At 59.0% G+C, this 23,261-nt stretch carries 20 protein-coding genes; 6 read left to right on the plus strand and 14 right to left on the minus strand.

Annotated features, from left to right (window positions below; translation table 11 throughout):
* Positions 1 to 31 precede the first annotated feature (31 nt).
* The 8 genes from hpaE to DCC25_RS04825 all read right to left on the minus strand — a co-directional run bounded on the left by hpaE (position 32) and on the right by DCC25_RS04825 (position 9,668).
* Positions 32 to 1,540, minus strand: a complete 1,509-nt coding sequence (gene hpaE / locus DCC25_RS04790) for a 5-carboxymethyl-2-hydroxymuconate semialdehyde dehydrogenase (RefSeq protein WP_110100797.1) — start codon at positions 1,538 to 1,540, stop codon at positions 32 to 34.
* A 2-nt stretch (positions 1,541 to 1,542) separates the two neighbouring features.
* The gene (locus DCC25_RS04795; protein ID WP_110100798.1) at positions 1,543 to 2,241 is read right to left on the minus strand and encodes a GntR family transcriptional regulator; all 699 of its coding nucleotides are present in this window, start codon (positions 2,239 to 2,241) and stop codon (positions 1,543 to 1,545) included.
* Entirely contained in the window at positions 2,241 to 3,734 is a 1,494-nt protein-coding gene (locus DCC25_RS04800; RefSeq protein WP_110100799.1) for a fumarylacetoacetate hydrolase family protein, read from the minus strand. Before DCC25_RS04800 ends, DCC25_RS04795 begins: the two co-directional genes overlap by 1 nt.
* Positions 3,735 to 3,811: 77 nt before the next feature.
* Entirely contained in the window at positions 3,812 to 4,996 is a 1,185-nt protein-coding gene (locus DCC25_RS04805) for a TRAP transporter substrate-binding protein (protein WP_110100800.1), read from the minus strand.
* Positions 4,997 to 5,032: 36 nt separating this feature from the next.
* Entirely contained in the window at positions 5,033 to 6,406 is a 1,374-nt protein-coding gene (locus DCC25_RS04810) for a TRAP transporter large permease (protein WP_110100801.1), read from the minus strand.
* Positions 6,403 to 6,990, minus strand: coding sequence for a TRAP transporter small permease (locus DCC25_RS04815; RefSeq protein ID WP_110098989.1), 588 nt, complete (start codon positions 6,988 to 6,990; stop codon positions 6,403 to 6,405). The genes DCC25_RS04810 and DCC25_RS04815 overlap by 4 nt, the downstream gene beginning before the upstream one ends.
* A 165-nt stretch (positions 6,991 to 7,155) precedes the next feature.
* On the minus strand, positions 7,156 to 8,802 hold the full coding sequence (locus tag DCC25_RS04820) for a thiamine pyrophosphate-binding protein (protein ID WP_110100802.1): 1,647 nt from the start codon (positions 8,800 to 8,802) through the stop codon (positions 7,156 to 7,158).
* Positions 8,803 to 8,942: 140 nt separating this feature from the next.
* Positions 8,943 to 9,668 carry an IclR family transcriptional regulator gene (locus tag DCC25_RS04825; protein WP_110100803.1) on the minus strand — a complete coding sequence of 242 codons (726 nt, stop codon included), beginning with the start codon at positions 9,666 to 9,668 and terminating at the stop codon, positions 8,943 to 8,945.
* A gap of 139 nt (positions 9,669 to 9,807) precedes the next feature.
* Here DCC25_RS04825 and DCC25_RS04830 point away from each other — a divergent pair, with 139 nt between their 5' ends.
* The 5 genes from DCC25_RS04830 to DCC25_RS04845 all read left to right on the plus strand — a co-directional run bounded on the left by DCC25_RS04830 (position 9,808) and on the right by DCC25_RS04845 (position 16,201).
* Entirely contained in the window at positions 9,808 to 11,697 is a 1,890-nt protein-coding gene (locus tag DCC25_RS04830; RefSeq protein ID WP_110100804.1) for an FAD-binding monooxygenase, read from the plus strand.
* Between the two features lie 163 nt (positions 11,698 to 11,860).
* Positions 11,861 to 11,995, plus strand: a complete 135-nt coding sequence (locus tag DCC25_RS11750) for a hypothetical protein (protein ID WP_255410754.1) — start codon at positions 11,861 to 11,863, stop codon at positions 11,993 to 11,995.
* Between the two features lie 121 nt (positions 11,996 to 12,116).
* Positions 12,117 to 13,739: an AbgT family transporter gene (locus DCC25_RS04835; protein WP_110100805.1), complete on the plus strand. Its 1,623-nt coding sequence runs from the start codon at positions 12,117 to 12,119 to the stop codon at positions 13,737 to 13,739.
* A 218-nt stretch (positions 13,740 to 13,957) separates the two neighbouring features.
* Complete coding sequence (locus DCC25_RS04840) at positions 13,958 to 14,767, plus strand: alpha/beta fold hydrolase (protein ID WP_110100806.1); 810 nt, start codon at positions 13,958 to 13,960, stop codon at positions 14,765 to 14,767.
* A 177-nt stretch (positions 14,768 to 14,944) separates the two neighbouring features.
* A complete protein-coding gene (locus DCC25_RS04845; RefSeq protein WP_146206412.1) occupies positions 14,945 to 16,201 on the plus strand; it encodes a DUF418 domain-containing protein in 1,257 nt (418 codons plus the stop codon).
* Positions 16,202 to 16,238: 37 nt separating this feature from the next.
* On the opposite strand, the gene DCC25_RS04850 is transcribed toward DCC25_RS04845, so the two are convergent.
* The gene (locus tag DCC25_RS04850; RefSeq protein WP_110100808.1) at positions 16,239 to 18,152 is read right to left on the minus strand and encodes a heavy metal translocating P-type ATPase; all 1,914 of its coding nucleotides are present in this window, start codon (positions 18,150 to 18,152) and stop codon (positions 16,239 to 16,241) included.
* A gap of 191 nt (positions 18,153 to 18,343) precedes the next feature.
* Between DCC25_RS04850 and panD the strand changes: the two genes are divergently transcribed.
* Positions 18,344 to 18,754 (plus strand): aspartate 1-decarboxylase, encoded by a 411-nt coding sequence (panD, locus tag DCC25_RS04855; protein ID WP_110098997.1) that lies wholly within the window; start codon positions 18,344 to 18,346, stop codon positions 18,752 to 18,754.
* Between the two features lie 21 nt (positions 18,755 to 18,775).
* Here the strand turns inward: panD and DCC25_RS04860 are convergent, their stop codons facing one another.
* Genes DCC25_RS04860 through DCC25_RS04875 form a run of 5 tightly spaced genes read right to left on the minus strand, consistent with a single transcriptional unit; the run spans position 18,776 to position 23,120 of the window.
* Positions 18,776 to 19,543 carry an amino acid ABC transporter ATP-binding protein gene (locus DCC25_RS04860; protein WP_110100809.1) on the minus strand — a complete coding sequence of 256 codons (768 nt, stop codon included), beginning with the start codon at positions 19,541 to 19,543 and terminating at the stop codon, positions 18,776 to 18,778.
* A 3-nt stretch (positions 19,544 to 19,546) separates the two neighbouring features.
* On the minus strand, positions 19,547 to 20,119 hold the full coding sequence (locus DCC25_RS11410) for an amino acid ABC transporter permease (protein ID WP_370443907.1): 573 nt from the start codon (positions 20,117 to 20,119) through the stop codon (positions 19,547 to 19,549).
* 6 nt (positions 20,120 to 20,125) lie between these two features.
* The gene (locus DCC25_RS11415; RefSeq protein ID WP_199445873.1) at positions 20,126 to 20,494 is read right to left on the minus strand and encodes an ABC transporter permease subunit; all 369 of its coding nucleotides are present in this window, start codon (positions 20,492 to 20,494) and stop codon (positions 20,126 to 20,128) included.
* A gap of 17 nt (positions 20,495 to 20,511) precedes the next feature.
* Entirely contained in the window at positions 20,512 to 21,474 is a 963-nt protein-coding gene (locus tag DCC25_RS04870) for an ABC transporter substrate-binding protein (protein ID WP_233487908.1), read from the minus strand.
* Between the two features lie 29 nt (positions 21,475 to 21,503).
* Positions 21,504 to 23,120: an amidohydrolase gene (locus DCC25_RS04875; RefSeq protein WP_110100811.1), complete on the minus strand. Its 1,617-nt coding sequence runs from the start codon at positions 23,118 to 23,120 to the stop codon at positions 21,504 to 21,506.
* Positions 23,121 to 23,261 lie beyond the last annotated feature (141 nt).

The following is a 23,261-nucleotide window of genomic DNA, read 5'->3' on the forward strand; positions in this document are numbered from 1 at the left end:
GCTCACGACGGGTCAGCGGCCTGGGGTGCGCTTAGTCCTGCTTGCCGAAGACCGGGTTGTGGACTTCGCCGAGGTTGATGTGCACGGCCTGCTGGTCGGTGTAGAAGTCGATGGAGCGGTAACCGCCCTCTTGGCCCAGGCCGGAGGCCTTGACCCCGCCAAAGGGGGTGCGCAGGTCGCGGACGTTATTGGAGTTCAGCCACACCATCCCGGCCTCGACGTGCTGGGCAAAATTGTGGGCGCGCTTCAGATCGTTGGTCCAGATGTAGGCGGCCAGACCGTACTTGGTGTTATTGGCCAGCTGAAGGGCTTCTTCTTCGGTGTCGAAGGGCGTAATGGCCACGACGGGGCCGAAGATTTCTTCCTGGAAGATCCGGGCGTCCGGGGAGACATCGGCGAAAACGGTGGGCTGGACGAAGTTGCCGTCGGGGAACTGCTCGGGACGGGAGCCACCGGCGACCAACTTGGCTTCGTTCTTGCCGATCTCCACGTAGGACATGACTTTCTCGAAGTGCTCGGGGTGGACCAGGGCGCCGACCTCGGTGGTCTTCTCTGAGGGCAAACCCACCGTGACCCGCTTGGCCTGGGCGGCGTAGCGCTGAACGAACTCATCGTAGATCCCGCGCTGCACCAGGATGCGGGAGCCGGCCGTGCAGCGTTCACCGTTCAGGGAGAACACGCCGAAAATGGTCGCGTCAATCGCGGTCTGCAGGTCAGCGTCGTCGAAGACCACGGCCGGGGATTTACCGCCCAGCTCCATGGACAGACCCTTCAGGTAGGGGGCGGCGTTGGCGTAGATGATCTCACCGGTCTTCGATTCACCAGTGAAGGAGATCAGCGGAACGTCGGGATGCTTGACCAGCGAGTCACCGGCGAAGCCTTCTTCACCGAAACCCTGGACCATGTTGAACACACCGGTCGGTAGTCCGGCCTCCTCAAAGATGCCCGGCCACAGCGACGCTGACAGCGGGGTGAATTCGGCCGGCTTGAGAACCACGGTATTCCCGGTGGCAATGGCCGGGCCGAGCTTCCAGGATTCCAGCATGAACGGGGTATTCCACGGGGTAATCAGCCCGGCCACACCGATCGGCTTGCGGTTGACGTAGTTGGCCTGACGGCCCGGCACCTTGAAGGCGTTATCGTGCTGGGCAACAATCAGGTCGGCGAAGAACCGGAAGTTCTCGGCAGCACGACGGGCCTGGCCCAGAGCCTGGGTAATCGGTAGACCGGTGTCGAAACATTCCATGGCGGCCAGCTCGTCACCGCGGGATTCGACCACATCGGCGATCTTGTGTAACACACGGGAGCGTTCGCGTGGCAGCATGGTCGGCCAGGGGCCGTTGGTGAAAGCGTCCTTGGCGGTAGCCACGGCACGGTCGATATCTGCTTTCTTCCCGGAGGAAGCCTTAATGTAGGTCTCGTTGGTGACCGGGTCGAGCACCTCGAACGTGTCGCCGTCGAGGGAATCAACGAACTCGCCACCGATGTAGTGACGGATCTGATCGGGCAGGTTGGCGGGGCGTTGGGAGGTGGCAGTCACGGTCAGTACTCTCCTAGGGTCGATCGGTTCTGGTGTTCGGGGCTGTTCAGGTAGCTGGTCAGCGTGGCGTTGCGGTGGTCTCGGGCGGCTTGTTCAATCTCGATCGCGGACGCATGGCCGGCAATGAGGTCCAGAATGTGGGCGTGTTCGGCCACCGATTCTCTGGCGCGTCCGGGTACGAAGGAGAAGGTGGATTCCCGCAGGTGGTTCAGCCGGTCCCATTCGGCATAGACCAGATCGGTCAGTCGCTGGTTCGGGCACCGAGCGAAGAGCACCTGGTGGAAGGCCTGGTTGGTTTTGGTGAAGCTGGCCGGGTCGAAATGTGACAGCGAGCGCTGCATCTGCGCATTCAGCGCCCGGGCTTCGGCCAGATCATCTGCGCTCACATGCGGGGCAGCCGCGGCGGTTGCGGCCCCTTCGAGAATGCCCACGGTCTGCATCGAGTTGATGTACTGGGATTCATCCACCATCGACACGTGTGCGCCCACATTGCGCTGATAGGTCACCAGTCCTTCGGCTTCCAACTGGCGGATGGCCTCCCGCACCGGTACCACCGACATATTCAGGGCATCACCGATGGTGGCCAGCACCAGCCGGTAGCCGGGGCTGAATTCTTGGGTGAAGATCCGTTGCCGAATCCACCGGTAAGCAATCTGGGCTTTGGACAATTGCTCGGTCTCGGTTGTGGTCGGTGGGGTCATCAGTTCTGTTCCCCGCTTTCGGCGGCGTAGCGCTCATAGGCCTCTTTCTGTTCGCCAGTGGGCGGGAAGGTGCCCTTGATCGGTGCGCCGGCTCGAACCTGGTTGGCCACCCACTCGTCCTGGTGCTCTGTGGCCAGGGCGGCCTCGACAACTTCGTCGGCGAGATCGCGCGGGATCACAAGCACCCCGTCGTCGTCACCAACGATCACGTCGCCGGGGAGCACCGTGGCGTTGCCACAACTAACGGCCACATCGACCTCCCAGGGCACGTGCTTACGCCCCAACACGGCCGGGTGCGCGGTCTGGGTGAAGACCGGTAGGCCGATACGCTGAACCTCGGCGTAGTCGCGGACTCCCCCGTCGGTGACCACACCGGCGGCTCCGTTGTACTGGGCGCGGAGGGCGAGAATATCGCCCAGGGTGCCAGAGCCGGCTTCACCGCGAGCTTCAATGACAATGACTTCGCCCGGTCGGACGGCATCAAAGCACTGTTTTTGGACGTTGTAGCCACCGCCGTGGCTGCCGAAGAGGTCCTCACGGTTGGGCACAAAACGCAGGGTCTTGGCCACCCCGACCATCTTGGTGCCCGCGGTTTGGGGCTTCACGCCTTCGATGACGACGTTGTTCAGACCGCGGGAACGCAATTGGGCCGATAGTCCGGCGGTGGGCGCTACCTTCAGCTTGGTCCGCAACTCATCAGGGAGCGCCGCGGTGGGATCTGCAACCGGTGGCAGACCGGCGGCTTCACGGGATCCCCAAGCGTCTTCGGCTTGCTTTTCATCGACAGCCGGCAACATCCCAAGCGCCGGGTCGAAGTCGCCGGGGCCCTCCGTAATGTGGGTGATCAGCCGACCCGAGGTGGGTGCGCCCGTGGCGGTGGGGGCATCGACCTCGACCTCCACGGTGTCGCCGGGGGCCACCACTGACGAGCCGGCCGGGGTACCGGTCAGGATCACGTCACCGGTTTCCAGGGTCATGTGCTGCGACAGGTCGGCCACGAACTGAGCCAGCGGGAAGATCAGCTGGTCCTCGGAGGTGCCATCCTCCTGGACCAGCTCACCGTTGACCCAGGTGCGCAACCGGAGTGCGGTCGGATCAATGCTGTGGGCGTCAATCACGGTCGGGCCCAGGGGCGTGTAACCGTCCCGGCCCTTGGAGCGGAGGTTAGAGCCCTTATCTGCCGGGCGGTAGTCGTAGATGCCCAGGTCGTTTGCGGCGGTCACCCCAGCCACATGCTTCCAGGCGTCTTCGAGGCAGACCCGGCGGGCCGGTTCCCCGATGATCAGGGCGATTTCGCCCTCAAAAGCCATCAGCTCGGTCCCGGCGGGGCGTGCTACGTCGGCACCGGAGCCCGATAAGGAGCTCGTGGGCTTAAGGAAATAAGACGGGGTGGCCGGGCGCCGACCGCGCTGGGCGGCGCGAGACTCAAAGGCCACGTGCACCGCAATAATCTTGCCCGGGGTGACGGGAACGTCGTGGAGAGGGTTCGGCATGCAGGCCTCCTGCTCAGCAGATCTGAGAGTATTCGAAATCGTATATCATTCTATGCGATGGGGTCAGGGTGTCACAATCACTTATTTGCTGCATCGCCGTGACGTTCTTGCCAGCGCTGAGCGCAGGCGATACCGGCATCGTCTGGGTTTTCCGGAGATTTCAGGGACTCGTACTTCTCGTTGTAGACCCGCAGGTATTCTTCCGCGTTCTCGAAATCCAACGAGTCCATCACATCCAACCAGGTTTCCTCGGCCCCCTCGGCAGCGATGTCTTTCCATTTCTGAGTTTCCTCATCGGACCAAGTGTCGAAATCTTCCACGTCCGGGGAGTCGAGCATCTCATCACAGATACTTTCCAGCTCACCGTTGGCAACGTCAATGGTCTTGCCCTCATTGAATTCCTTCGTTACGTCATCCACGGTGGCCTGCAGGTCCTCAGGCAAGGACTCGTAGGAGTCTTTATTCCACCACATGCCGTAGGCGGTGTATTGGTCAAAACCAGGGTCGACCCAATAAGGAAGTTGTTCGGTGATGGCAAAGTTCACGCCGAAGTCCAGCGAGGAGGCCACCGAGTCAATTACTCCGCGCTGTAGTGCCTCATAGGTTTCTCCGGCGGTGATGGCGCTGACATTCATCCCGGCATCTTCCAGCGAGCGCTGAGTGACCGGACCGGCTGCGCGAGCCTGAAGCCCATCGAGATCTTCAAACCCATCAATCGGGGTCTTCGCCCCAATGAGTAGCGCGCCCACCGGCCACGTTGAAACGTGTTCCAGGTTAGCCTTCTCCATAACCTCTTTGGCTGGCTCGTACTCGCGGTGGAGTTCGTAAAGCGCCTGGGTAGCTGCTTGAATGTCATCGGTTTTGAACGAGATGGATAGTACCGAGGTGGTGGGTAGCAGGTGTGGGGTGTAATCGGTGACGGTTAGTCCGAAGTCGGCACGGCCGTCGCGTATACAGTCTGCGACATCGGCCATATCGCAGATGGCTTGGAAGGGGGTGCGTTCAAAGGCGATACGGCCATCGGAAGCTTCTTCGACCGCGTCCATATAGGCTTCGGCAACCAGCTCGTGCTGGGTCCCCACGCTGGCGCCGTTGGCTTGGGTGAAGATGTATTCGGCATCGGTCTGATCTGCTCGTTCCCAGTCGACCACGCCTTCTTCACAGGCAGTCAACGTCAGCGAGCCAGCCACGATACCGGCGACCGCCAGCAAGCCACGGGTCGAGGTTCGTGCGCGACGGGCAGTTTTTGTCGTCCAACTCATGAGTTCACTTCTTTCTGCGCCAGGGCTCACCCAGGGCTAGTTCTGTACTAATCCGGGCAAAAACAGGATCAGATCCGGGGTGAAGAAGAAGATCAGGATCAAGATCATGTCGATAACAAAGAACGGAATGATACCGCGGAAGACGGTCTCGGATTTCACGCCGGTGGCGCCAGAGACGACGAAGGCGTTGATGCCCACCGGCGGAGTAACCATGCCAATTTCGATGAATTTCACGATCAGAATGCCCAACCAGATTGGGTCGAAGCCGAATTCTAGGGCGACCGGCAGGATCAGCGGAACCGAGATCATCAGCAGGGACAACGATTCCAGCACCATCCCCATCGGTACCAGGCACAACAGTAGAATCAGCATGATCCAGGTCGGTGACAGGCTCCAGCTACTCACTGCGGCGGTGACCATTCCCGGCACGCCAGCGGAGACGAAGAAGGCTGAGAGGATTCCGGAACCGATGATGATAAAGAAGACCATCGCGGTGGTCCCCGCCGTGGATTCCAGGGCGCCTTTAATACCCTGCCAAATGCCCTTGGCGCCTTGTTTACGCAATTCCCAGATCAGAATCAGCACCGCGGCAATCGCGCCGAATGCAGCGGACTCGGTGGCGGTGAAGATCCCGGAGTACATCCCGCCCAGCACGATGGCGAACAGCAGAAGAATGTAGCCCAGACCGCGCCACGGCAGAGAGGACAACGGGGCGTGGCGACGGTTTTCCGCCTGGATGGCTTTGGCTTGGCTCAGGGCATCTTGGACGTTGTCTGCGTCTGCGACAACCTGGCCACGACGGCGGAGCTGCCAGCCGGCAAAGCCGATCCAGATGGCATAGGCCAACGCAGAGAGCACGCCGGGGACAATACCGGCGGCCAGCATTTCTCCTACCGATTGCTGAGAGAGGATGGCGTAAAGGACGAGGAAAGTCGAGGGCGGAATCATCGATCCCAGGGTTCCGGCGACCGCAACCAAGGCGGTGGCCATGTGAGCCGGGTACCCGGATTTCCGCATTTCTCCCACGGCTAGGCGCGCCATCGTGGCCGCGGTACCGATCGAGGAACCGGAGACTGCAGAGAAACCGGCCGAGGCGACCACAGTGGCGACACCAAGCCCGCCGGGAAAACGGCTCAACACGCGGTCGGCGATGGCGAAGACGTATTCGGCCACATGGGCTCGTACTGCGAACATGCCCATGAGCACGAACATCGGCACGATGGTCAATGAGAAGGATGCGATCTGGGAGAACGGGTCAGCACCGAGTTCCAGGGTGGCATGGTTAAATCCATGCAAAAGCACCAGGCCGATGGCACCGGCCAGACCCAAGGAGACGGCCACGGGGACTCGGAGCAGTAGCAGTGCCAGCATCAGCACCAGCACGAGGATCACGACAGCGCCGAGACTCATGATGCACGGCCTCCTTCGGCGGTAGAAGTTGCGATGCTGGCGGATGTTTTGGAGACGACATCCGGCTGGTCGGCCAGAGCGGCTTGGACCTCATCGGCGTGGCCGGTGGGTTCTTGGCCACGCAATGTGCGCACCAGGTTAAGGACGGCTACCAACAACAGAGAGAGCAGGCCGATCGCCAGGATCCAGCGCATCGGGTACATCGGCCACTGCACGATGCCAAAGCGGGTTTCACGGAAGATGAAGGAATCGATGGCGCGCATGATGTTGGCATAGGAGAGCCAGCCGGTGTAGAGAGTCACCAGGGCCCAGACGAAGACATTGGTAGCTCTGGTCAATCCGGGGCCAAAACGGTCGGTCACCAGGGAAACCGCGACGTGTTCGCCGTTCAGTCCGGCCCAGGCCAGACCGAAGGCTACGGCGGTCACCATGGCTGTTTCGGCGATTTCGATCATGCCCGGTAACGATGCACCAGTGATATTGCGTGCAAAGACATCGATGGCGATGGCGATGACCATCACGACGACTGCGATTGCTGAGAGCACTGCGAGAAAACGAACCGCAATGCGTATTAGTTTCTCCATGGTCCACTGCTACTTTCTCAGGGTGTGAATGTGATAAGAGAGGGCGTTTCGACCGCTGCATAGTGGTCTAGGTCATACCCGCTGAGCTCAGACTATATACGATTTGAGATCTCATGTCATATAGACCACATGACATCATTCACAGTGGCAGGGCGGTATACAGCGTTAAATCCCAGCGATCTCTTGCATATACGGGGCGACGATGCTCCCGTCGACGCGACAGTCCAATACGAAGGTGCCGTGTGCGCCGTCGGCAACCCACTGGGTGAAGTCCTTCAAATCGTTGAAACTGCGGATCACGGAGGCGCGAGCGCCCAGGCTGGTGGCCAGCCCGGCGAAGTCGATCTCGCCGACGCGCATGGGTTCTTCGGCCAATCCCTTACTGCCGTATTGGAAGACCTCAGCCCCATAGGCGGCGTCGTTGAAGACGATGACCACGGCGCTCTTGGCAGTACGGATCAGGGATTCAGCGTCAGCGAAGGCCATCATGCCACCCCCGTCACCGGTGACCAACACAGTGGTTTTCTCCGGGGCAGCGTGAGCAACTCCGACAGAGGCGGAGAAACCCAGCCCAATAGTTTGGAAGGCTGTGCCCAGCAAGATCATGTGGTCGATCTCGGACACGTCGAAGAACATATTAGGCCAGCCGATGAAGTGGCCACCATCGGTGATGTAGATCCGGTCTGGTGGCAGCAGCTCGTTCAACCGGGTGCTCAGCGCGCGGGGGTCGAGCCCACCGGCGGGGCCGAATTCGGTGCCGGTCTCATAGGCGCGGAGCTCGCGAGCGGTGTCTTCGGTGTTGTCAGTCTTCGCCCGCGACTCGGTCGCAGAGGTGGTGGCTTTATACGCATCCAGTAGCGCGGGGACGGCGGTAGCGGAATCAGCGCTGAGGAACTGGTTGACGCGGGCGTGGGTGGCCTGTGGTTCGCTGTCAATCTGGATGACGTGCGCCTCGGGGCCGAAGGCTTCACCAAAGGCCATGGTGAATTGGTTCAGCCCGACTCCGACTACCAGGACAACATCGGCTTCACGCATGCGCTGGGCGGAGCCCGAGGCGGCGAATCCTCCGCACACGCCCAAATCGGTGAATCCGTCGGTGCCATCGGTGTAGAACAGCCCGCGCCCGGGTGCGGAGGTAGCCACATCGGCGCCGAGCAGGCCGGCCAGTTCACGCAAGGCCCCAGCACAGTGACGGGCACCGCGACCACCCAGAATGAGTGGCTGGGAAGCCTCCCGCAAGGCAGTGGCCATGTTGTGGATGGTCTCGGTATCAACTACCGGGCTCGGCGCCTTAGGGGTGAGCTCAGGGATGACGGCACCATCGGCGCTGACCTCAGCGGTGGCCAAGTCATTGGGAATCGCGAGGACCACGGGGCGTTGTAGCGACACGGCTTGTTCGACAGCAGAGATGGCTACGGTGCCGGCGTTGGAGGGCTCAACGGTCAGTGTCGGCACGTCCATGGAGGCCGCTGTGGCAACTTGGTCGATATCCCAGGGGCGACGCCCCGGAGTGGGCTGGTCTCCGACCACCAGGATGAGCGGAATCCGTGATAGCGAGGCTTCAGCGAGCGCGGTCAGCGTATTGGTAAAGCCCGGCCCATAGGTCGTGGTGGCCACCGCGAGTTCTTGGCGCACCCGGTAGTAGGCATCGGCGGAGGCTACCGTGGCGACTTCGTGGCGGACCGGCACGATGTCGGTGCCGAGCTGATGTAGCGCGTCAATGAAATAGGCATTGCCATTGCCCATCAGCCCGAAGAAGGCGGTGGCGTGACGGTGTAGGGCATCGGCAAGAACGGCGGCAACAGTTGGCATATGAAACGCTCCCAACAGACAGATATGTCGATCGATTCCATATATGTCTGGCTCTTCACCGAAGAGTTAGCGTCTCTTTTTCAAACGCCAGGCCGAGAAGGCGTCACAGTTGGTTCAGCCCACTATGACCTTCGACACCCCTACCTTAAAGTACACACGCCAGCTTCAACAAGTCCGGTCTCAACTGTGCACAGGCCTTCCAAGACACGGTTGAGATGCTCGCCCGTGGCGTGGAAAAGACTCAATGCTCCAACCGATCCCAGCCGGCCGTCCTCGAAACGCACCGGGGTCGCGACGCCGTACAGTCCGGGGATGACCTGGCTGTAGGACTCCGCCCAACCGCGCTGCCTGATTTCGTGGACATTGGCTCGCACCTCGTCGCTGATGCCCTCTGGCCAACAAGCCTCGTCCATGATCGCCAAGATCGCTCTTCCGGTGGCCCCGTCTTGGATGGGATGACGCGCGCCGGGGCGCTGGGCGATGACGGTTTCTTGGTGGGGAGGTTCCACGCTGGTGACCGTCAAGCATTCCCCGCGGTCTTCGATGGCCAGAAAGCAGGTCATGACTAACCGTTGAGCGGCCAGGGTCAATAAGGGCAGGGCAGTGGCACGCATATCTCGCTCGACCGAGGCGCCCAAGGCCACGAGTCGTACACCTAGCGCGAGTTTCCCCAGCTGATCACGCACCACCAGCCCGTGGTCTTCCAGGGTGCGCACCAGCCGGTAACACACCGAGCGGTGTAGCCCCAAAGCGTGAGCGACCTGGCCGATGCTCATCGCAGACGCGGAATTAGCGAGCACTTCCAGTACTCGAAGACCGCGACTGAGGGTTTGTGATCCTGCGGACCGAGTAACCGGGTCTGCCACGACACACCTCCTTGTAAGTCAGCTCATATTTCCTCTATGATCTGACTCATAAATTCGATAATAGAGTTTAGTGTTCGATTATAGAACACGCTCTACGGCACGATCTACTCTGTCTTTTCCGACAAGGAGTGAACCACCGATGCATTTCCACGAACACGGCTATGTCTCCGAAGACCCCCGAATTCGTCCTGCTGCTGGCTACGGCCTCAATCGCAGCGACGAACTCCCCGACGAAATGGACGTGCTGATTGTCGGAACCGGTCCGGCCGGTATGCTGGCCGCCGCTCAGCTGTCCTACTACCCCGAAGTCAATACACGCATTATTGAACGCCGTGAGGGACGTCTGGAGATCGGCCAGGCCGACGGTATTCAGGCCCGCTCGGTGGAGACCTTCCAAGCCTTTGGCTTCGCTAACGAAATTATCGATGAGGCCTTCTGGCTCACCGAGATGTGTTTTTGGAAGCCGGACCCCACCAACCCCGAGAACATCATTCGTACCGCCCGGACTCCCGATGACCCTTCCGGCATCTCCGAGTTCCCACACCTGATCGTCAACCAGGCACGCGTATTGGATGGCTACGCCGAAGCTGCACTGCGGGCTCCGGGTCGGATTACCCCGGATTATGGGATTAAGTTCCTCGGACTGAGTGTGGACCGCGAGCAGGACTACCCGGTCGAGGTCCAGGTGGAGTACGTAGCCGGTCCCCGGAAGGGCGAACAACGCACCGTGCGCGCCAAGTACGTCGTCGGTTGCGATGGCGCCCACTCTCGCGTCCGCGATTCCATCGGGCGGGTGATGAGTGGCGATGTCGCCAACCACGCCTGGGGTGTCATGGACGTGCTAGCTAACACCGACTTCCCGGATATCCGCACCAAGTGCGCCATCAACTCCAAGCACGGCCAGATTCTGCACATCCCTCGCGAGGGTGGACACCTGTTCCGCATGTACGTGGACTTGGGTGAAGTGCCTCTGGATGATGACCACAAGGTGCGCGACACCCCGATTGAGGAAATCATCCGCAAGGCCAACGACATCATCACGCCCTACACCCTGGATGTGAAGTCCGTGGCCTGGCACTCGGTCTACGAGGTAGGACACCGGTTGACCGACCACTTCGACGATGTCGACACCGCAGACCGCGGCCGATTGACCCCGCGCGTGTTCATTACCGGCGACGCCTGCCATACCCACTCGGCCAAAGCCGGCCAGGGTATGAATGTCTCAATGCAAGACGGTTTCAATATCTCTTGGAAGCTGGGCCAGGTGCTGTCGGGGCGTAGCCCTGAGACCCTGTTGCACACTTACTCGGATGAGCGCCAAGAGGTAGCCAAGAACCTCATCGACTTCGATAAGGAATGGTCGACCCTGATGGCCACTCCGACCGAAGAGCTGCCGGATCCGACCTACCTGGAGGACTTCTACGTCAAAACCGCCGAGTTCCCGGCTGGATTCCTGACCGAGTACCGTCCCTCCATGGTCACCGGTGGCACCGAGCACCAGGAGTTGGCCGCCGGGTTCCCGGTGGGTAAGCGTTTCAAGTCGGCTAAGGCCATGCGCGTCTGTGACGCCAATCCCTTGCACATCGGCCATCAGGCGGTGGCGGATGGTCGCTGGCGACTGTACGCCTTTGCGGACCGCCCGGCCTGTGGCGAGCACGATTCCAAGCTCTCAAAGCTGGCCGAGTGGTTGGTGACCTCCGCGGACTCACCGTTTATGAAATACCGTCGCGAAGGCGATGACATCAACGCTCAGGTTGAGCCGAATGTGATCTATCAGCAAGACACCGCGAGCTTCGACTGCGTGGATGCCCCGGCCATCTTCCGCCCCGAGGTCGGGAAGTTTGGCCTGGAGTACTGGGAGAAGATCTACGCCACCATACCGGACGAGGACATCTTTGAGGATCGTGAACTTTCTCGCGACGGTGTGGTCGTGATTGTCCGTCCGGACCAGTATGTCGCCGCTGTGTTACCACTGGATGATGTGGACGGTATTGCCGCCTACTTCGATGCGGTGTTGACCACCAACTAGGCGTGCTACAAGCGTGGCAAAGACACTGGCGGGCCGGTGCCTTCATCAATCGAGGTGACCGGCACCGGCCTGTCGTGAAGGCTATCAACAAGTCCGACTAGACCGCTGTAGTAACGGGAGCTGCCTCGCGTTCGGGGTGTAGGTCGGATTTCTCCACCCAGGCATGGGCATCGCTACCCGCCGGATCTTCGAAGACGCTATTGGCATTCTCAAGGTCGACGGTGAAGAAGAGGCCCTGCGGATGGCTAACTACACCGATTTTAAGAGTGACGTTTTTGAAATCACCCCAAAACTTTAGCTATGATTTACCTCACCTCAAAGGTCTTATGTCTCCTCACAGGAAAAATAAGACCATTCCGGCATGCTACACCACCAGCTCGCTGGCTATCTCATCACATAACCGTTACTAGAGGACCCCTATGAGCATCCACCACAACGACTCGGGAGCAGCAACGACCGACAACACCGTCACCGATGATGATGCCCCGTCAAAAACCTTGGAAAGTGGAAAGCGGAAGGGCTTTTTCCAACGCTTCTTGGACGTCATCGAGTGGGGTGGCAATAAGCTTCCGCACCCCGTCACTCTCTTCGGGATTTTGGCCCTGCTGGTCATCCTGCTGTCATGGGTTCTCTCCCAGGCCAGGCTGAGTGTCGAAGATCCAGTTGAAGGCGAAACGGTGGAAGTGTTCAACCTGCTTTCCGCCGAAGGTGTTGAGTGGATCTTCTCCTCAGCGGTCGATAACTTCATCAACTTCGCCCCACTCGGCGTGGTGCTCGCTACCATGATCGGTATCGGTATGGCCGAATCCACCGGACTGATCGGTACCGCACTACGTGGTTTTATCCTCTCTATCCCCCGCACGCTGGTCACCTTCGCCATTGTCTTTGCCGGTGTAATGTCCTCGGTAGCCTCCGACGCCGGCTACGTGGTGTTACCTCCACTGGCAGCCATCTTGTTCGTCGCCCTTGGACGACACCCGCTGGCCGGTATTGCTGCCGCCTTCGCCGGCGTTTCGGCAGGGTTCAGTGCTAACCTTCTGCTTTCCGGAACAGACGTGGTGCTCGGCGAGCTCACCATTGAAGCCGCCGCCACCATCGACCCTGCCTACGCCGACCAGATGAACCTGGCGATGAACTACTGGTTCATCATCGCTTCGACTTTTATCTTGGCTATCGTCGGTACACTGGTCAGCCAGTTCATCGTGGAACCCCGGCTGGGTAAATGGACCGGTGAAGGGGCCATCGAGGGCGAGGACGAGGAACAGCTGAAGGTCACCCCGTTGCAGAAAAAGGGCCTGATCTGGGCCGGCATTTCGCTGGTGATCACCATTGGGTTGTTGCTTCTGCTCATTGTTCCACCGAATGCTCCGATGCGTGGTGAAGACGGTGCTGTTATCCAGTCGCCGTTCATGAGCTCGCTGGCCATTATTCTCGTCGTTGTCTTCTTCATTCCCGGCCTGGTCTACGGCATCGTGACCAATGTGGTGAAAAACGACACCGATGCCGTGAACCACATCTCCAAATACATCTCCGGGATGGCCATGTTCCTGGTCTTGTCTTTCACCGCAGGCCAGTTCATCGCCTACTTTGAACAAACCAACCTGGGTCTGATTCTCTCGGTCCTCTGCGCTGAAGCGCTAGACTCGATCAACCTCACCGGAATTCCTCTGGTGCTACTCTTCATGCTGTTCACCGGCCTGGTAAACCTATTCATCGGTTCGGCCTCCGCAAAATGGGCGATGCTGGCACCCATCATGGTGCCCATCATGATGCAGCTGGGCATCTCCCCGGAGTTCACCCAGGCCGCCTACCGCGTTTCGGATTCAGCCACCAACATCCTCAGTCCGCTGATGACCTACTTTGCGCTGATCATCGTGGTGGCCCAACGCTACGACAAGAAGATCGGCATCGGCTCATTGGTCTCGGTAATGTTGCCCTACTCGCTAGCATTCTGGGCCGTCTGGACGTTGATGACCATCGGTTGGATGGGACTCGACTTGCCACTAGGACCCAACGCTCCGGTCTTCTACGAATCACCCTAGTTTCACAGCCCACGACCGCTTCCCGATGCCTAGATGCACTCCCCGCAGAGTGTATCTAGGCATCTTTGTCTGAAGTGTCCTGTCGAAGTTGCCAGGCTATCGTGAAACGCGAGAAGCACAGGGCGCTACGTCTGCTGTATGCCTGGTCTCCGGTCGTGCAACCCAGGTAGTCTCAGTCACAGAGATAAGAACGACTCGACGCCAGAAAGAAGCCTCACATGCCACACGTGCAGATCTCGACCGGCATCAATGTTCACTACGAAGAGCAAGGCTCGGGCGAACCTCTGATTCTGATCATGGGCACCTCGGGAGCTATTGATACCTGGGCCGAGTTTGAAGACCGATTTGCTCAGAATTACCGTGTCATCACTTTCGATAACCGGGGGATCGGCGAGACTGACCGTGGCGATGGTGCTATTTCAGTCCGCTCAATGGCTCAGGATGTGGCGGCCCTGATGGACGCACTGCAGATTCCTCAAGCGCACATTCTGGGTTGGTCCCTTGGCTCCGCTGTCGCACAAGAGCTCGCAATCAACTATCCGGACCACGTCAAGTCCCTGATCCTCTACTCCACATGGGGTCGCTGCGACGGGTTCCAAGCCGCAGTGATTACTTCCCTACGGTATCCCTACGTTAAAGGTGACTTAGACGTTGCCGCCACAGCCACCGGTCTTGCCTTCTCTCCCGAAACGTTGGACCGCCCCGATCTCACGGAATTTCTCGCCCCCGTTCTGCGCGGGTTGCCGCAGAGTGAGGTGCAGATCCAAACCACCGTCGAGCAGTGGGACGCCGACTTGGCTCATGACACCCTCGACCGATTGCCCCAGATCAAAACACCGACCCTCGTGGTGGTCGGAGAACAGGACCTCCTCACTCCACCGTGGCAGTCGAAGAAAGTTGCCGACGCCATCCCCGGCGCGGAATTCCATCTCCTCGAAGGCAGTAACACCCCTCACTTCCTCCATGTTGAACAACCTGAAGTCCTCGCCAACCTGATGCTGACGTTCCTGACTAAACAACGAGGCTAAGGTGCCCATCCTCTAGGTCGCCATCATTTTCGGTGCTTTCTCGGCACCAGTACAAGAGTTCTGGGTCTTTGTGTTGATCATCGCGCTGATTCGCACACGATGGCCACCACTATTGCAACAAGGTCTCAACAGTGTGTCGCATTTGCTCTCCAGAAGAGCATGAGATAAATACATGCTGTGCTTTCATTTCGTTCAGCGCGCACGCTGATAACACCGCCCCGCGTTCCGGGCCTCGACGTGGCCCGGGCTCTGGCCATTATTGGCATGATTTTCGCCCATATGGCGTTAATTCCTGAGCTCGAAATTTCCGAACCGTCGACCTGGCCGGGAATTGTGCACGGCTTTTCCTCGTTGTTATTCGCGCTACTGGCCGGGATCTCGCTGGCGATGATGACCGGAGGCACCCGGCGTCCCGATATCGAGGCATTGCCTTTCTTGCGTCTGCGTTTGCTAGGGCGCGCGGCCATCATTTTCGGCATCGGTCTTGCCCTCGAGGCGTTGGGCACTCCCATCTCGGTCATCTTGCCGATTTTCGGAATGCTCTATATTGCCATGATGCCGTTTATGCGGTTGCGTCGTCGCTGGCTGCTGGTCTGGGCATCCGGATTCGCCATCATCGGCCCGGTCGTGTTGGAGATGCTTAATGCCCTCTCTGCCTTTGACGGCGCACTCGCATTTCTCTTCTTCAGCCCCTACCCGCTCACCGCCTGGCTCGCACTGGCCCTGACCGGGATGGCTATTGGTCGTTCCAATTTACGGAGTATCCGACTGGCTACGGTGCTAGCTCTAGGCGGTCTGGTGGTGGCCGCGCTGGGCTTTTTCCTGGCATCGCTAACTGAAGACGGCGCCGGAACCTCCCTGGATGAAAAGAGCTACTCTTCCTACGGGAGCATCTACGACAGCACAGACTCGTACGGCTACGTCGAGGACGGGAGTTTCTACCCCTACGACACAGAAGATTCCTCGTCATGGAAACCAGAGGACGTTGTTCCGGAAGAAGAACCCGTCGACCCCGTGGAATGGCTGAGATTAGGTCTGACCTCGAGCCGCCCACACACCGGTGGCAGCCTGGAAATCATGCTGGGCCTCGGCGTGGGTGCCACGGTCCTTGGAGCGTGCCTGCTGATATGTCGCGGTCCGGTACGTTGGGTCACCTACCCGTTATCGGCGATGGGAGCCATGCCCCTGACTGTCTATGCGGCCCATGCGGTGGTCACGCTGATCGTCTATGGCAACATCAACCTCGGAGACTGGATCGGGCCAGCTGAAGAGGACCTCACCGCCTTGTTCATGGTCATCGGCGCCCTGATCGTCTGCCCCCTCTGGATGGCGGTCACCGGACGTGGACCGCTCGAGTCACTCACTCGCCATGTTGGTCGCCTGGCCACCGGAGAATTACATCGCCATGAAACGGGTCGCCACGCCACCGAATAAGAAAAACCAGGTGGACCCAGAGCCCCGGGAGCACGCGTCAGCTACGCGAAACTTCCGTGACGTCGGAGGGCTGGGCCTCGTCATGACGGTCCGCGCCCCGGTTTTTGTTCGTGCCCTTGATCCCGCCGGTCAGTGCCCTCAGGGCGTAGAGGATAGCGGCCAGGTCGACCAGTTCTTGGGTTAGCGCGCCCCACACAGCGGGGATGTAGCCGAAGGCGGCCACCAGCATCAGCCCGATCGAGAGGATGATGCCAATCCATATCGCTTCCAGCGCGATCCGGAAGGTGCGTTTACCGATGCGCACCGCCAAGCCCACCCGGCTGATGTCGTCGCGGACAATCACCGCGTCGGCGGACTCGCTGGCGGCGGTGGCTCCGCGAGCGCCCATGGCGATTCCGACATCGGCGGCGGTGAGCACCGGGGCATCATTGACGCCATCGCCGACCATCATCACCGGGCTGGGCAGAGTCTTGATGATCTCCACCTTGTCGTGGGGCAACAGTTCGGCGTGGACCGTATCAATGCCAGCTTGTTCAGCCAGTGAGGTGGCAGTGTCCTGATTATCACCGGTGAGCATCGCGATCGTGTCGATGCCTTGGTCGTGCAACTCTCGGACGGTGGTCGAGGAGTTGTCGCGCAGCGAGTCAGCGAGCAATAAACTACCGGCAAACCTGCCATCGATCGCCACCGCCACCGAGGTTTGTCCCGGCTCCAGCCGAACACGCGTTGCCTCCGGGTCGGTCTCTTGAACGAAAGCCAACTTACCCACCACCACGTGGCGACCGTCGATGACCGCAGTGACACCGTTGGTCGCAATTTCGTTCGCATCCTCGGTGGTGGTCAGCCTCAGTCCACGCTCATAAGCTGCAGAGATCACGCCTTCGGCGAGTACGTGGGAGGAGTACTGCTCAGCTGAGGCCGCCAAGGTGAGCAACTCGTCGGCATCCACCCCGTCGGCGGGGATCACCTCAACCAGTTCGGGCTGGCCGTAGGAGAGGGTACCGGTCTTATCGAAGGCCACTGAATTCGCCCGCGCCAATGCCTCGAGGGTGGCTCCACCTTTGACGATGATGCCGTTGCGGGTACTGGAACTCATCCCGCCCATGAATGCCACCGGGGCAGCAATTAACAACGGGCATGGGGTAGCCAGCACCAGCACTTCGGCGAAACGGACCGGGTCGCCCGATAGCCACCAGGCCAGACCGGCGATGGCCAACGAGACGAGCGTGAACGGGACCGCAAACCGGTCGGCCACCCGTACGGTGGGGGCTTTGGCTTGCTCGGCTTCTGCTACCAGCGCAATAATCTTCTGATACTGGGAGGAGTTGGAGTCTGCAGTGGCACGGATCCGCACCGCCCGTTGCCCGTTGATGGAACCCGACATCACCGCGTGACCGCGTTCGTATTGGACCGGCAGACTCTCACCGGTCAGGGAGGACTCGTCGAAGTCGCCATAATCGCTGATCAGCTCACCGTCGACGGGGACTACTTCGGCAGGCTTGACCAGTAATAGATCGCCCTCGGCGACCTCGGTGACGTCAATGTCATCGGCGGTGGCGTGCGGGTCATCGCTGCGCAACCGGTGCGCGGTATTGGGCGCCATCTTCAACAGCGCGTCGAGGTCTTTGGTCGCTCGTTGGGCGGCGTAGTCTTCAATCGCTTCACCACCCGAGAGCATGAGCACGATAATCATCGCTGCGATATATTCGCCCACCGCAATGGAGGCAATCATCGCCACCAACGCAAGGATGTCGAGGCCAAAGTGGCCACGCAGAATATCGCGAATCATGTCGAAGGCGGTCAAGGCAATAATGACAATGACATACCCGGTGGCAATCCACTGCGCCGCAGTGGTGGCACCGGAGAACTCGCAGGCGAGCACGACGACAAGCAACACCAAGGTAATGGCCACAATGGGATACTGCCGAATGAAAGTCGCGATCTTTTTCATAGCTCAAGTATCTCGCTGACGCTGTCGAGCTTCCAGCAATCCTAGGCAAGGCTAAATGGGTATATAGCCCTGCTGTAGTCTGCTATCCCTCACCGTGGTGAGGCTCCCCTTCCGGGCTACGTGGCGACCATCGACGTTGGCTCGGTCACTGAAGGTCACGGTCTGTCCCCAAGCCCCCTAGACTAGGACCCATGCTCCGTACCATGTTTCACGCGAAAATCCATCGCGCCACGGTGACTGAAGCCAACCTGAACTACGTTGGTTCGGTGACCATCGACCAGGACCTGCTTGATGCTGCCGGAATTCTGCCCGGTGAGTTGGTCTCGATTGTCGATATCACCAATGGCGCTCGCCTGGAGACCTACACTATCGCCGGACAGCGAGGCACTCGGGTCCTGGGCATCAACGGGGCGGCCGCGCACCTGGTCCACCCCGGGGACCTCGTCATCTTGATTGCCTACGCGCAAATGGACGACGAAGAAGCCCGCACCTACGAACCCACCGTGGTGCACGTCGATGAGCAGAACAACATCCTGCGCCTGGGTAACGACCCGGCTGAGCCACCCACCGATAACGCCCAGCGCCCGCCACTGGCGCAGTAGGGCTGGTCCACCGCGTTGTCTTTAGCGCACCCGCTCCAAAAACCCCTGAACCCGGGTGTTGTCGCTGGTGAAAAATTGTTCCGGCGCTTCCCGTAGCACTATCTGTCCATCATCAAAGAAGGAAATAGTATCGGCCACTTCTCGGGCGAACCCGATTTCATGGGTGACCACAATCATGGTCATGCCCGCTTTCGCGAGAGTTTTCATCGTTTCCAGCACTTCATCGACCAGTTCTGGATCCAATGCGCTGGTGGGTTCGTCAAAGAGAATCAGCTTTGGTTCCATCGCCAAGGCACGGGCAATCGCAACGCGCTGTTGCTGACCGCCTGAGAGCTGGTGGGGACGTTTATGTTGATGCTCCGCCAGACCTACGTGGTGTAGTTCTCGTTCTGCGATCTCTTTTGCTTCGGACCTGCTCATCTTCTTGACATGGACCAGCGCGATCGTCACGTTTTCGACCGCAGTGAGATGGCCATAGAGATTAAAACGCTGAAAAACCATCCCGATTCCGGCTCGAAACTCAGCCCAGCGCTTATCGGGCCACTCGTGGTACTTTCCATCACGGAAGTCGAACCCAACTTGCTGGTCATCAACGACGAGGCTTCCTTGGTCGAGCGTCTCTAAGCCGTTGATCGCCCGTAAGAACGTCGACTTACCGGATCCGCTCGGTCCGATGATGACCGAGACCTCTCCCGGCTTGACGCTGAAATCTATACCACGGAGGACTTCGTGGTTGCCGAATGCTTTGCGCACTCCATGCGCGTGAACAAGTGATGCGTCGCTAGCCATGGGTCAGCCCTTTCTCGAGCCCTGAGGGATTTTGAGTGCACCGGTCGTGGCTTCAACAACCTTCTGGCTGAAAGTGGTGCCACGAATAGCACGGACGCGTTCTTTACCAAACCGTTTTTCCAGCAGTGACTGCCCGTACGTGGCAATCGCGGTCATCACCATGTACCAAATACTTGCCACAATCAGTAGCTCGATGATGAGGTTGTTTTGCTTGTAGATTTGGCTGGCATTGGTCATCAAGTCATTACCGGCCACGACCACGATCAGTGAGGTGGTCTTCAACATCGAGATGAACTCGTTGCCTGTCGGCGGAATGATGATGCGCAGTGCCTGGGGCAAGACAATTAACCGGGTGGTTTGTCCGCGCGTCATTCCTGAGGCCAACGCAGCTTCGGTTTGCCCTCGGTCGACCGCCATAATTCCGGCTCGCACTGTCTCTGCGAAATAGGCTGACAGATTCAGGCCCAGTCCTAAGATTCCAGCGGTGGACCCCGAGATGAGCTCATTCGTGTCCCATCGAAACCCGAGATTCGTGAAGGGGATTTTGAGCACCAAGTACGGCAGGAGAAACGCCAGATTAAATCAGAAGATCAGTTGCACCAGCACCGGAGTGCCGCGAAAAAACCAGATATAGCCTTCAGCGATCCACCGGAGTACCGGGTTATTCGACAACTTCATAATCGCGATGAAAACACCAAGCACGAGCCCGAGAATCGTTGCCACGATGCTGATATAGATGGTGACGCCGACTCCGCTGAGAATATTAGGGAAAAACAGGTATTCCCACACTCGATCCCAACGAATCCGCTCGTTGAAGACGAGAATCGACAGCAACCAGATCAGCACCGCAATGGCAATTGCGCCGACGATCCACCGTTTGACATGTTTGACCGGTGCAACGGGAATCGTTCTTCCATCTGCTAAGACAAAAGGTTCGGTTCTTCTCTCCACGGTTTTCCCTCTCTTGGTCATCCCCCGTTTAGTGTGGCCTCGTCGACCGCCATGACCTCGACGTCCCAGGCGGCAAGAATCTCCTCGTAGTAGCCCTCATCCATCAGATACTGCATGGCAGCCTGTATGGCTTCGGCGAGTTGTGTTTGCGCATTATCAATGCCAATACCCCAGATGGCCTCGTCGCCGTCGATCGGGACCGCTTCAAAATTTTTGTTGTCGGAACTTGCGTGAGACAGTGCAACCGGCAGATCGGTGACCGTGGCATCGGCTCGCCCGCTTTCCAGCGCTAGATTGGCAGTCTGATCTTGTTCGAACCTCAAAATTTCATACGGTTCCTCGTTATTGCTTTCGCATTCTGCTGAAACACCTTCAGCAAATGCAGCGCTAGAGCCGCCATCGACCAGTGCTACTTTTTTGCCACATAGATCCTCTGGCACCTCGACGTTGAGCGGATTGCCTTTTTCCACCAGGAACGCGTTGCCAGACTTCACATAGCTCACGAAGGACGTCGTCTCCCGTCGCTCTTCCGTGTCGGTCATCGAACTGGCCAATACGTCGTAGCGCCCGGAGATCAACCCTGGAATCATGGCGTTGAATTCCTGGTCTTCCAAGGTCATCTCAACACCAAGGGCCGCGGACATTGCTCGTGCCATTGCGGGATCGACGCCGATAATGTCTTCGTTATTGCTCGCCCACAGTTCCATTGGCGGGTAGCCGACTGACGTTGTCCATTTCAGCCCAGCGCGGTATTCGGGAGGAAGCATGGCGTGAAGTTCTTCTTGAGGCTCTATCCTCTCGATGATTTCTTTGGCCTTCTCTTCCTCGGGTACCGGGGTTGTCTCGAAATCGCTGAGGTCTATTTTTGCTGGATCGGTTTCCTCATCAATGAGCCACAGCGCTTCCGCTCCGCAACCGTTCAGGCCGAGTAACGACCCAGCAAGCACTGTGACAAGGCTCCATGTTTTGACGTTCTTCACGCGTATTTTCACCTTTCGGGATGATGTTCTCATCCGACGTCTGCGGAATCTGGCGCAGCATATTGGACCGTCCCACCAATCACTGTGGCCTGCACCTGTGTTTTCCAGAGATCGGTGGGTTCTACTTCAAAGGGGTCTTGGTCGCATGCAATGAAATCCGCATACTTTCCCGGGGCAAGGGTTCCGCTCAACTCCCCAAGTCCTAGTGCGTCTGCCGGCGACTGTGTGTGAGCCTGAAGTGCTTGGGCAACAGTCAACGTTTCTGAGGTCTTACCATCTGTCAGCGCATTCAGTTCTCGGGTGCGCCGGGTAACTGCGGCGTGGATAGCAAACCATGGATTCGCTGGTTCAACGGGAGCATCGGATCCGAATGCGACCAGGGCCCCCGCGTCAAGGAGAGTCTTCCAGGCATAACTAGCCAGCGGGCGGTCACCGAGACGTTTGGAGTTCAGTGGATAGTCGGTGGTGCAATGTGTGGGTTGTTGTGAGGCCACCACGCCGTATGAGGCAAAACGGGCGACGTCGGTGTGACTGAGATGCTGGGCGTGTTCGATGCGGTTGACCAACCGGTTGGCACGGGTGGACAGAAACACACCGGCGTAGATCTTTAAGACGTTGGTGTTGGCCTGGTCGCCAATCGCGTGAATCGCTGTTGACAGCCCGTGTGCATTCGCTCGCGTGACACCAGTGACGAGGTCCGCAACACTCGTAACCGCGATGCCACAGTTACACGGCTGCTCTGGGGTAGAGTCTGCATACGGTTCTGAGACCAAAGCAGAGTGGGTCCCCAACGCACCGTCGGAAAAGAACTTTACGGGACCGGTCCGCAGGTAATCGGAGCCCGCACCGGTTCGACGCCCCTGCGCTATCGCGAGCTCAAGATCAGCTGCTTGTACCGCTTTATTAACCCGCAAACGAAGCTTTCGGGCGTCATCCAGTTGTTGATACACGTTCCGGATTTCTTCTCCATCGAAATCTGTGATCTGGGTAATGCCAAGACGAATCAGCTCACCCTGAATGGCACTGATCAGGTCGGGAAGCTGCGGTTCAAGCGAACTCTCTGCCATCCGACGAGGTATATCTTGTGCAGCTTCTCGCAATAATCCTGTGGGGTCACCCGTATCGTCCCGAACGATCTCACCGCCCTCAACTTCGGGGCTTTCGCGGTGAATTCCCGCCTGCGCAAGGGCAGCAGAATTTGCCCACGAGGCGTGTCCATCGACGCTTTGTAGCACCACAGGTGTCGCCCCAAAAATCGCATCGAGGTCAGCCTTATCTGGAGCCGATCCGCAGTGCCATTCATGAGAATCCCAACGTCCGCCAAGCACCCAGGTTTCACCTGACCGGAATGTTGCAAACTCGGACAACCGTCTCAACACGTCTTGGTAATTTGTGGCTCCACCCAGCTGAGGTGCCACCAGCCCTCGTGCCATATCGCCAGTGTGAATGTGTGCGTCATGAAATCCGGGAAGAACGGCTTCTCCAGGAAGCCGAACTTCTACACAGCTCTCCGATGCAAGACCTCGCGCGTCGTCCAGCGCACCGACAAATTGGATCTTCCCATCTGCAGCAAGGATCGCCCCGTCAATCGGCGTCACGCCGGCCAAGGTGTAGATGCGGTGATGAATGAACAGCGTCTGCGACACGAACGAGCCCTCCCCATGAAGTGATCTATCTCACATAGATGTTAGCTCGTATTCCTCCTCGCACAAGCACACCACGGGCGGGTAAATCAAACTCCAACCAATAGCAAATCGTCCGGTTCTCGCTATCCCAAGGTGAGCCAG

It is taken from the genome of Auritidibacter sp. NML120636 (assembly GCF_003185945.1).
Lineage (GTDB): Bacteria > Actinomycetota > Actinomycetes > Actinomycetales > Micrococcaceae > Auritidibacter > Auritidibacter ignavus.

What these genes read in the sequence shown, in the direction of transcription:
- DCC25_RS04815 (WP_110098989.1), bottom strand. Translation starts at nt 6,990, where the DNA reads ATGGAGAAACTAATACGCATTGCGGTTCGTTTTCTCGCAGTGCTCTCA.
- DCC25_RS11750 (WP_255410754.1), top strand. Translation starts at nt 11,861, where the DNA reads ATGGGCATCGCTACCCGCCGGATCTTCGAAGACGCTATTGGCATTCTC.
- DCC25_RS04800 (WP_110100799.1), bottom strand. Translation starts at nt 3,734, where the DNA reads ATGCCGAACCCTCTCCACGACGTTCCCGTCACCCCGGGCAAGATTATT.
- DCC25_RS04805 (WP_110100800.1), bottom strand. Translation starts at nt 4,996, where the DNA reads ATGAGTTGGACGACAAAAACTGCCCGTCGCGCACGAACCTCGACCCGT.
- DCC25_RS04820 (WP_110100802.1), bottom strand. Translation starts at nt 8,802, where the DNA reads ATGCCAACTGTTGCCGCCGTTCTTGCCGATGCCCTACACCGTCACGCC.
- DCC25_RS04840 (WP_110100806.1), top strand. Translation starts at nt 13,958, where the DNA reads ATGCCACACGTGCAGATCTCGACCGGCATCAATGTTCACTACGAAGAG.
- DCC25_RS04850 (WP_110100808.1), bottom strand. Translation starts at nt 18,152, where the DNA reads ATGAAAAAGATCGCGACTTTCATTCGGCAGTATCCCATTGTGGCCATT.
- DCC25_RS04795 (WP_110100798.1), bottom strand. Translation starts at nt 2,241, where the DNA reads ATGACCCCACCGACCACAACCGAGACCGAGCAATTGTCCAAAGCCCAG.
- DCC25_RS04810 (WP_110100801.1), bottom strand. Translation starts at nt 6,406, where the DNA reads ATGAGTCTCGGCGCTGTCGTGATCCTCGTGCTGGTGCTGATGCTGGCA.
- DCC25_RS04835 (WP_110100805.1), top strand. Translation starts at nt 12,117, where the DNA reads ATGAGCATCCACCACAACGACTCGGGAGCAGCAACGACCGACAACACC.
- DCC25_RS04830 (WP_110100804.1), top strand. Translation starts at nt 9,808, where the DNA reads ATGCATTTCCACGAACACGGCTATGTCTCCGAAGACCCCCGAATTCGT.
- panD (WP_110098997.1), top strand. Translation starts at nt 18,344, where the DNA reads ATGCTCCGTACCATGTTTCACGCGAAAATCCATCGCGCCACGGTGACT.
- DCC25_RS04860 (WP_110100809.1), bottom strand. Translation starts at nt 19,543, where the DNA reads ATGGCTAGCGACGCATCACTTGTTCACGCGCATGGAGTGCGCAAAGCA.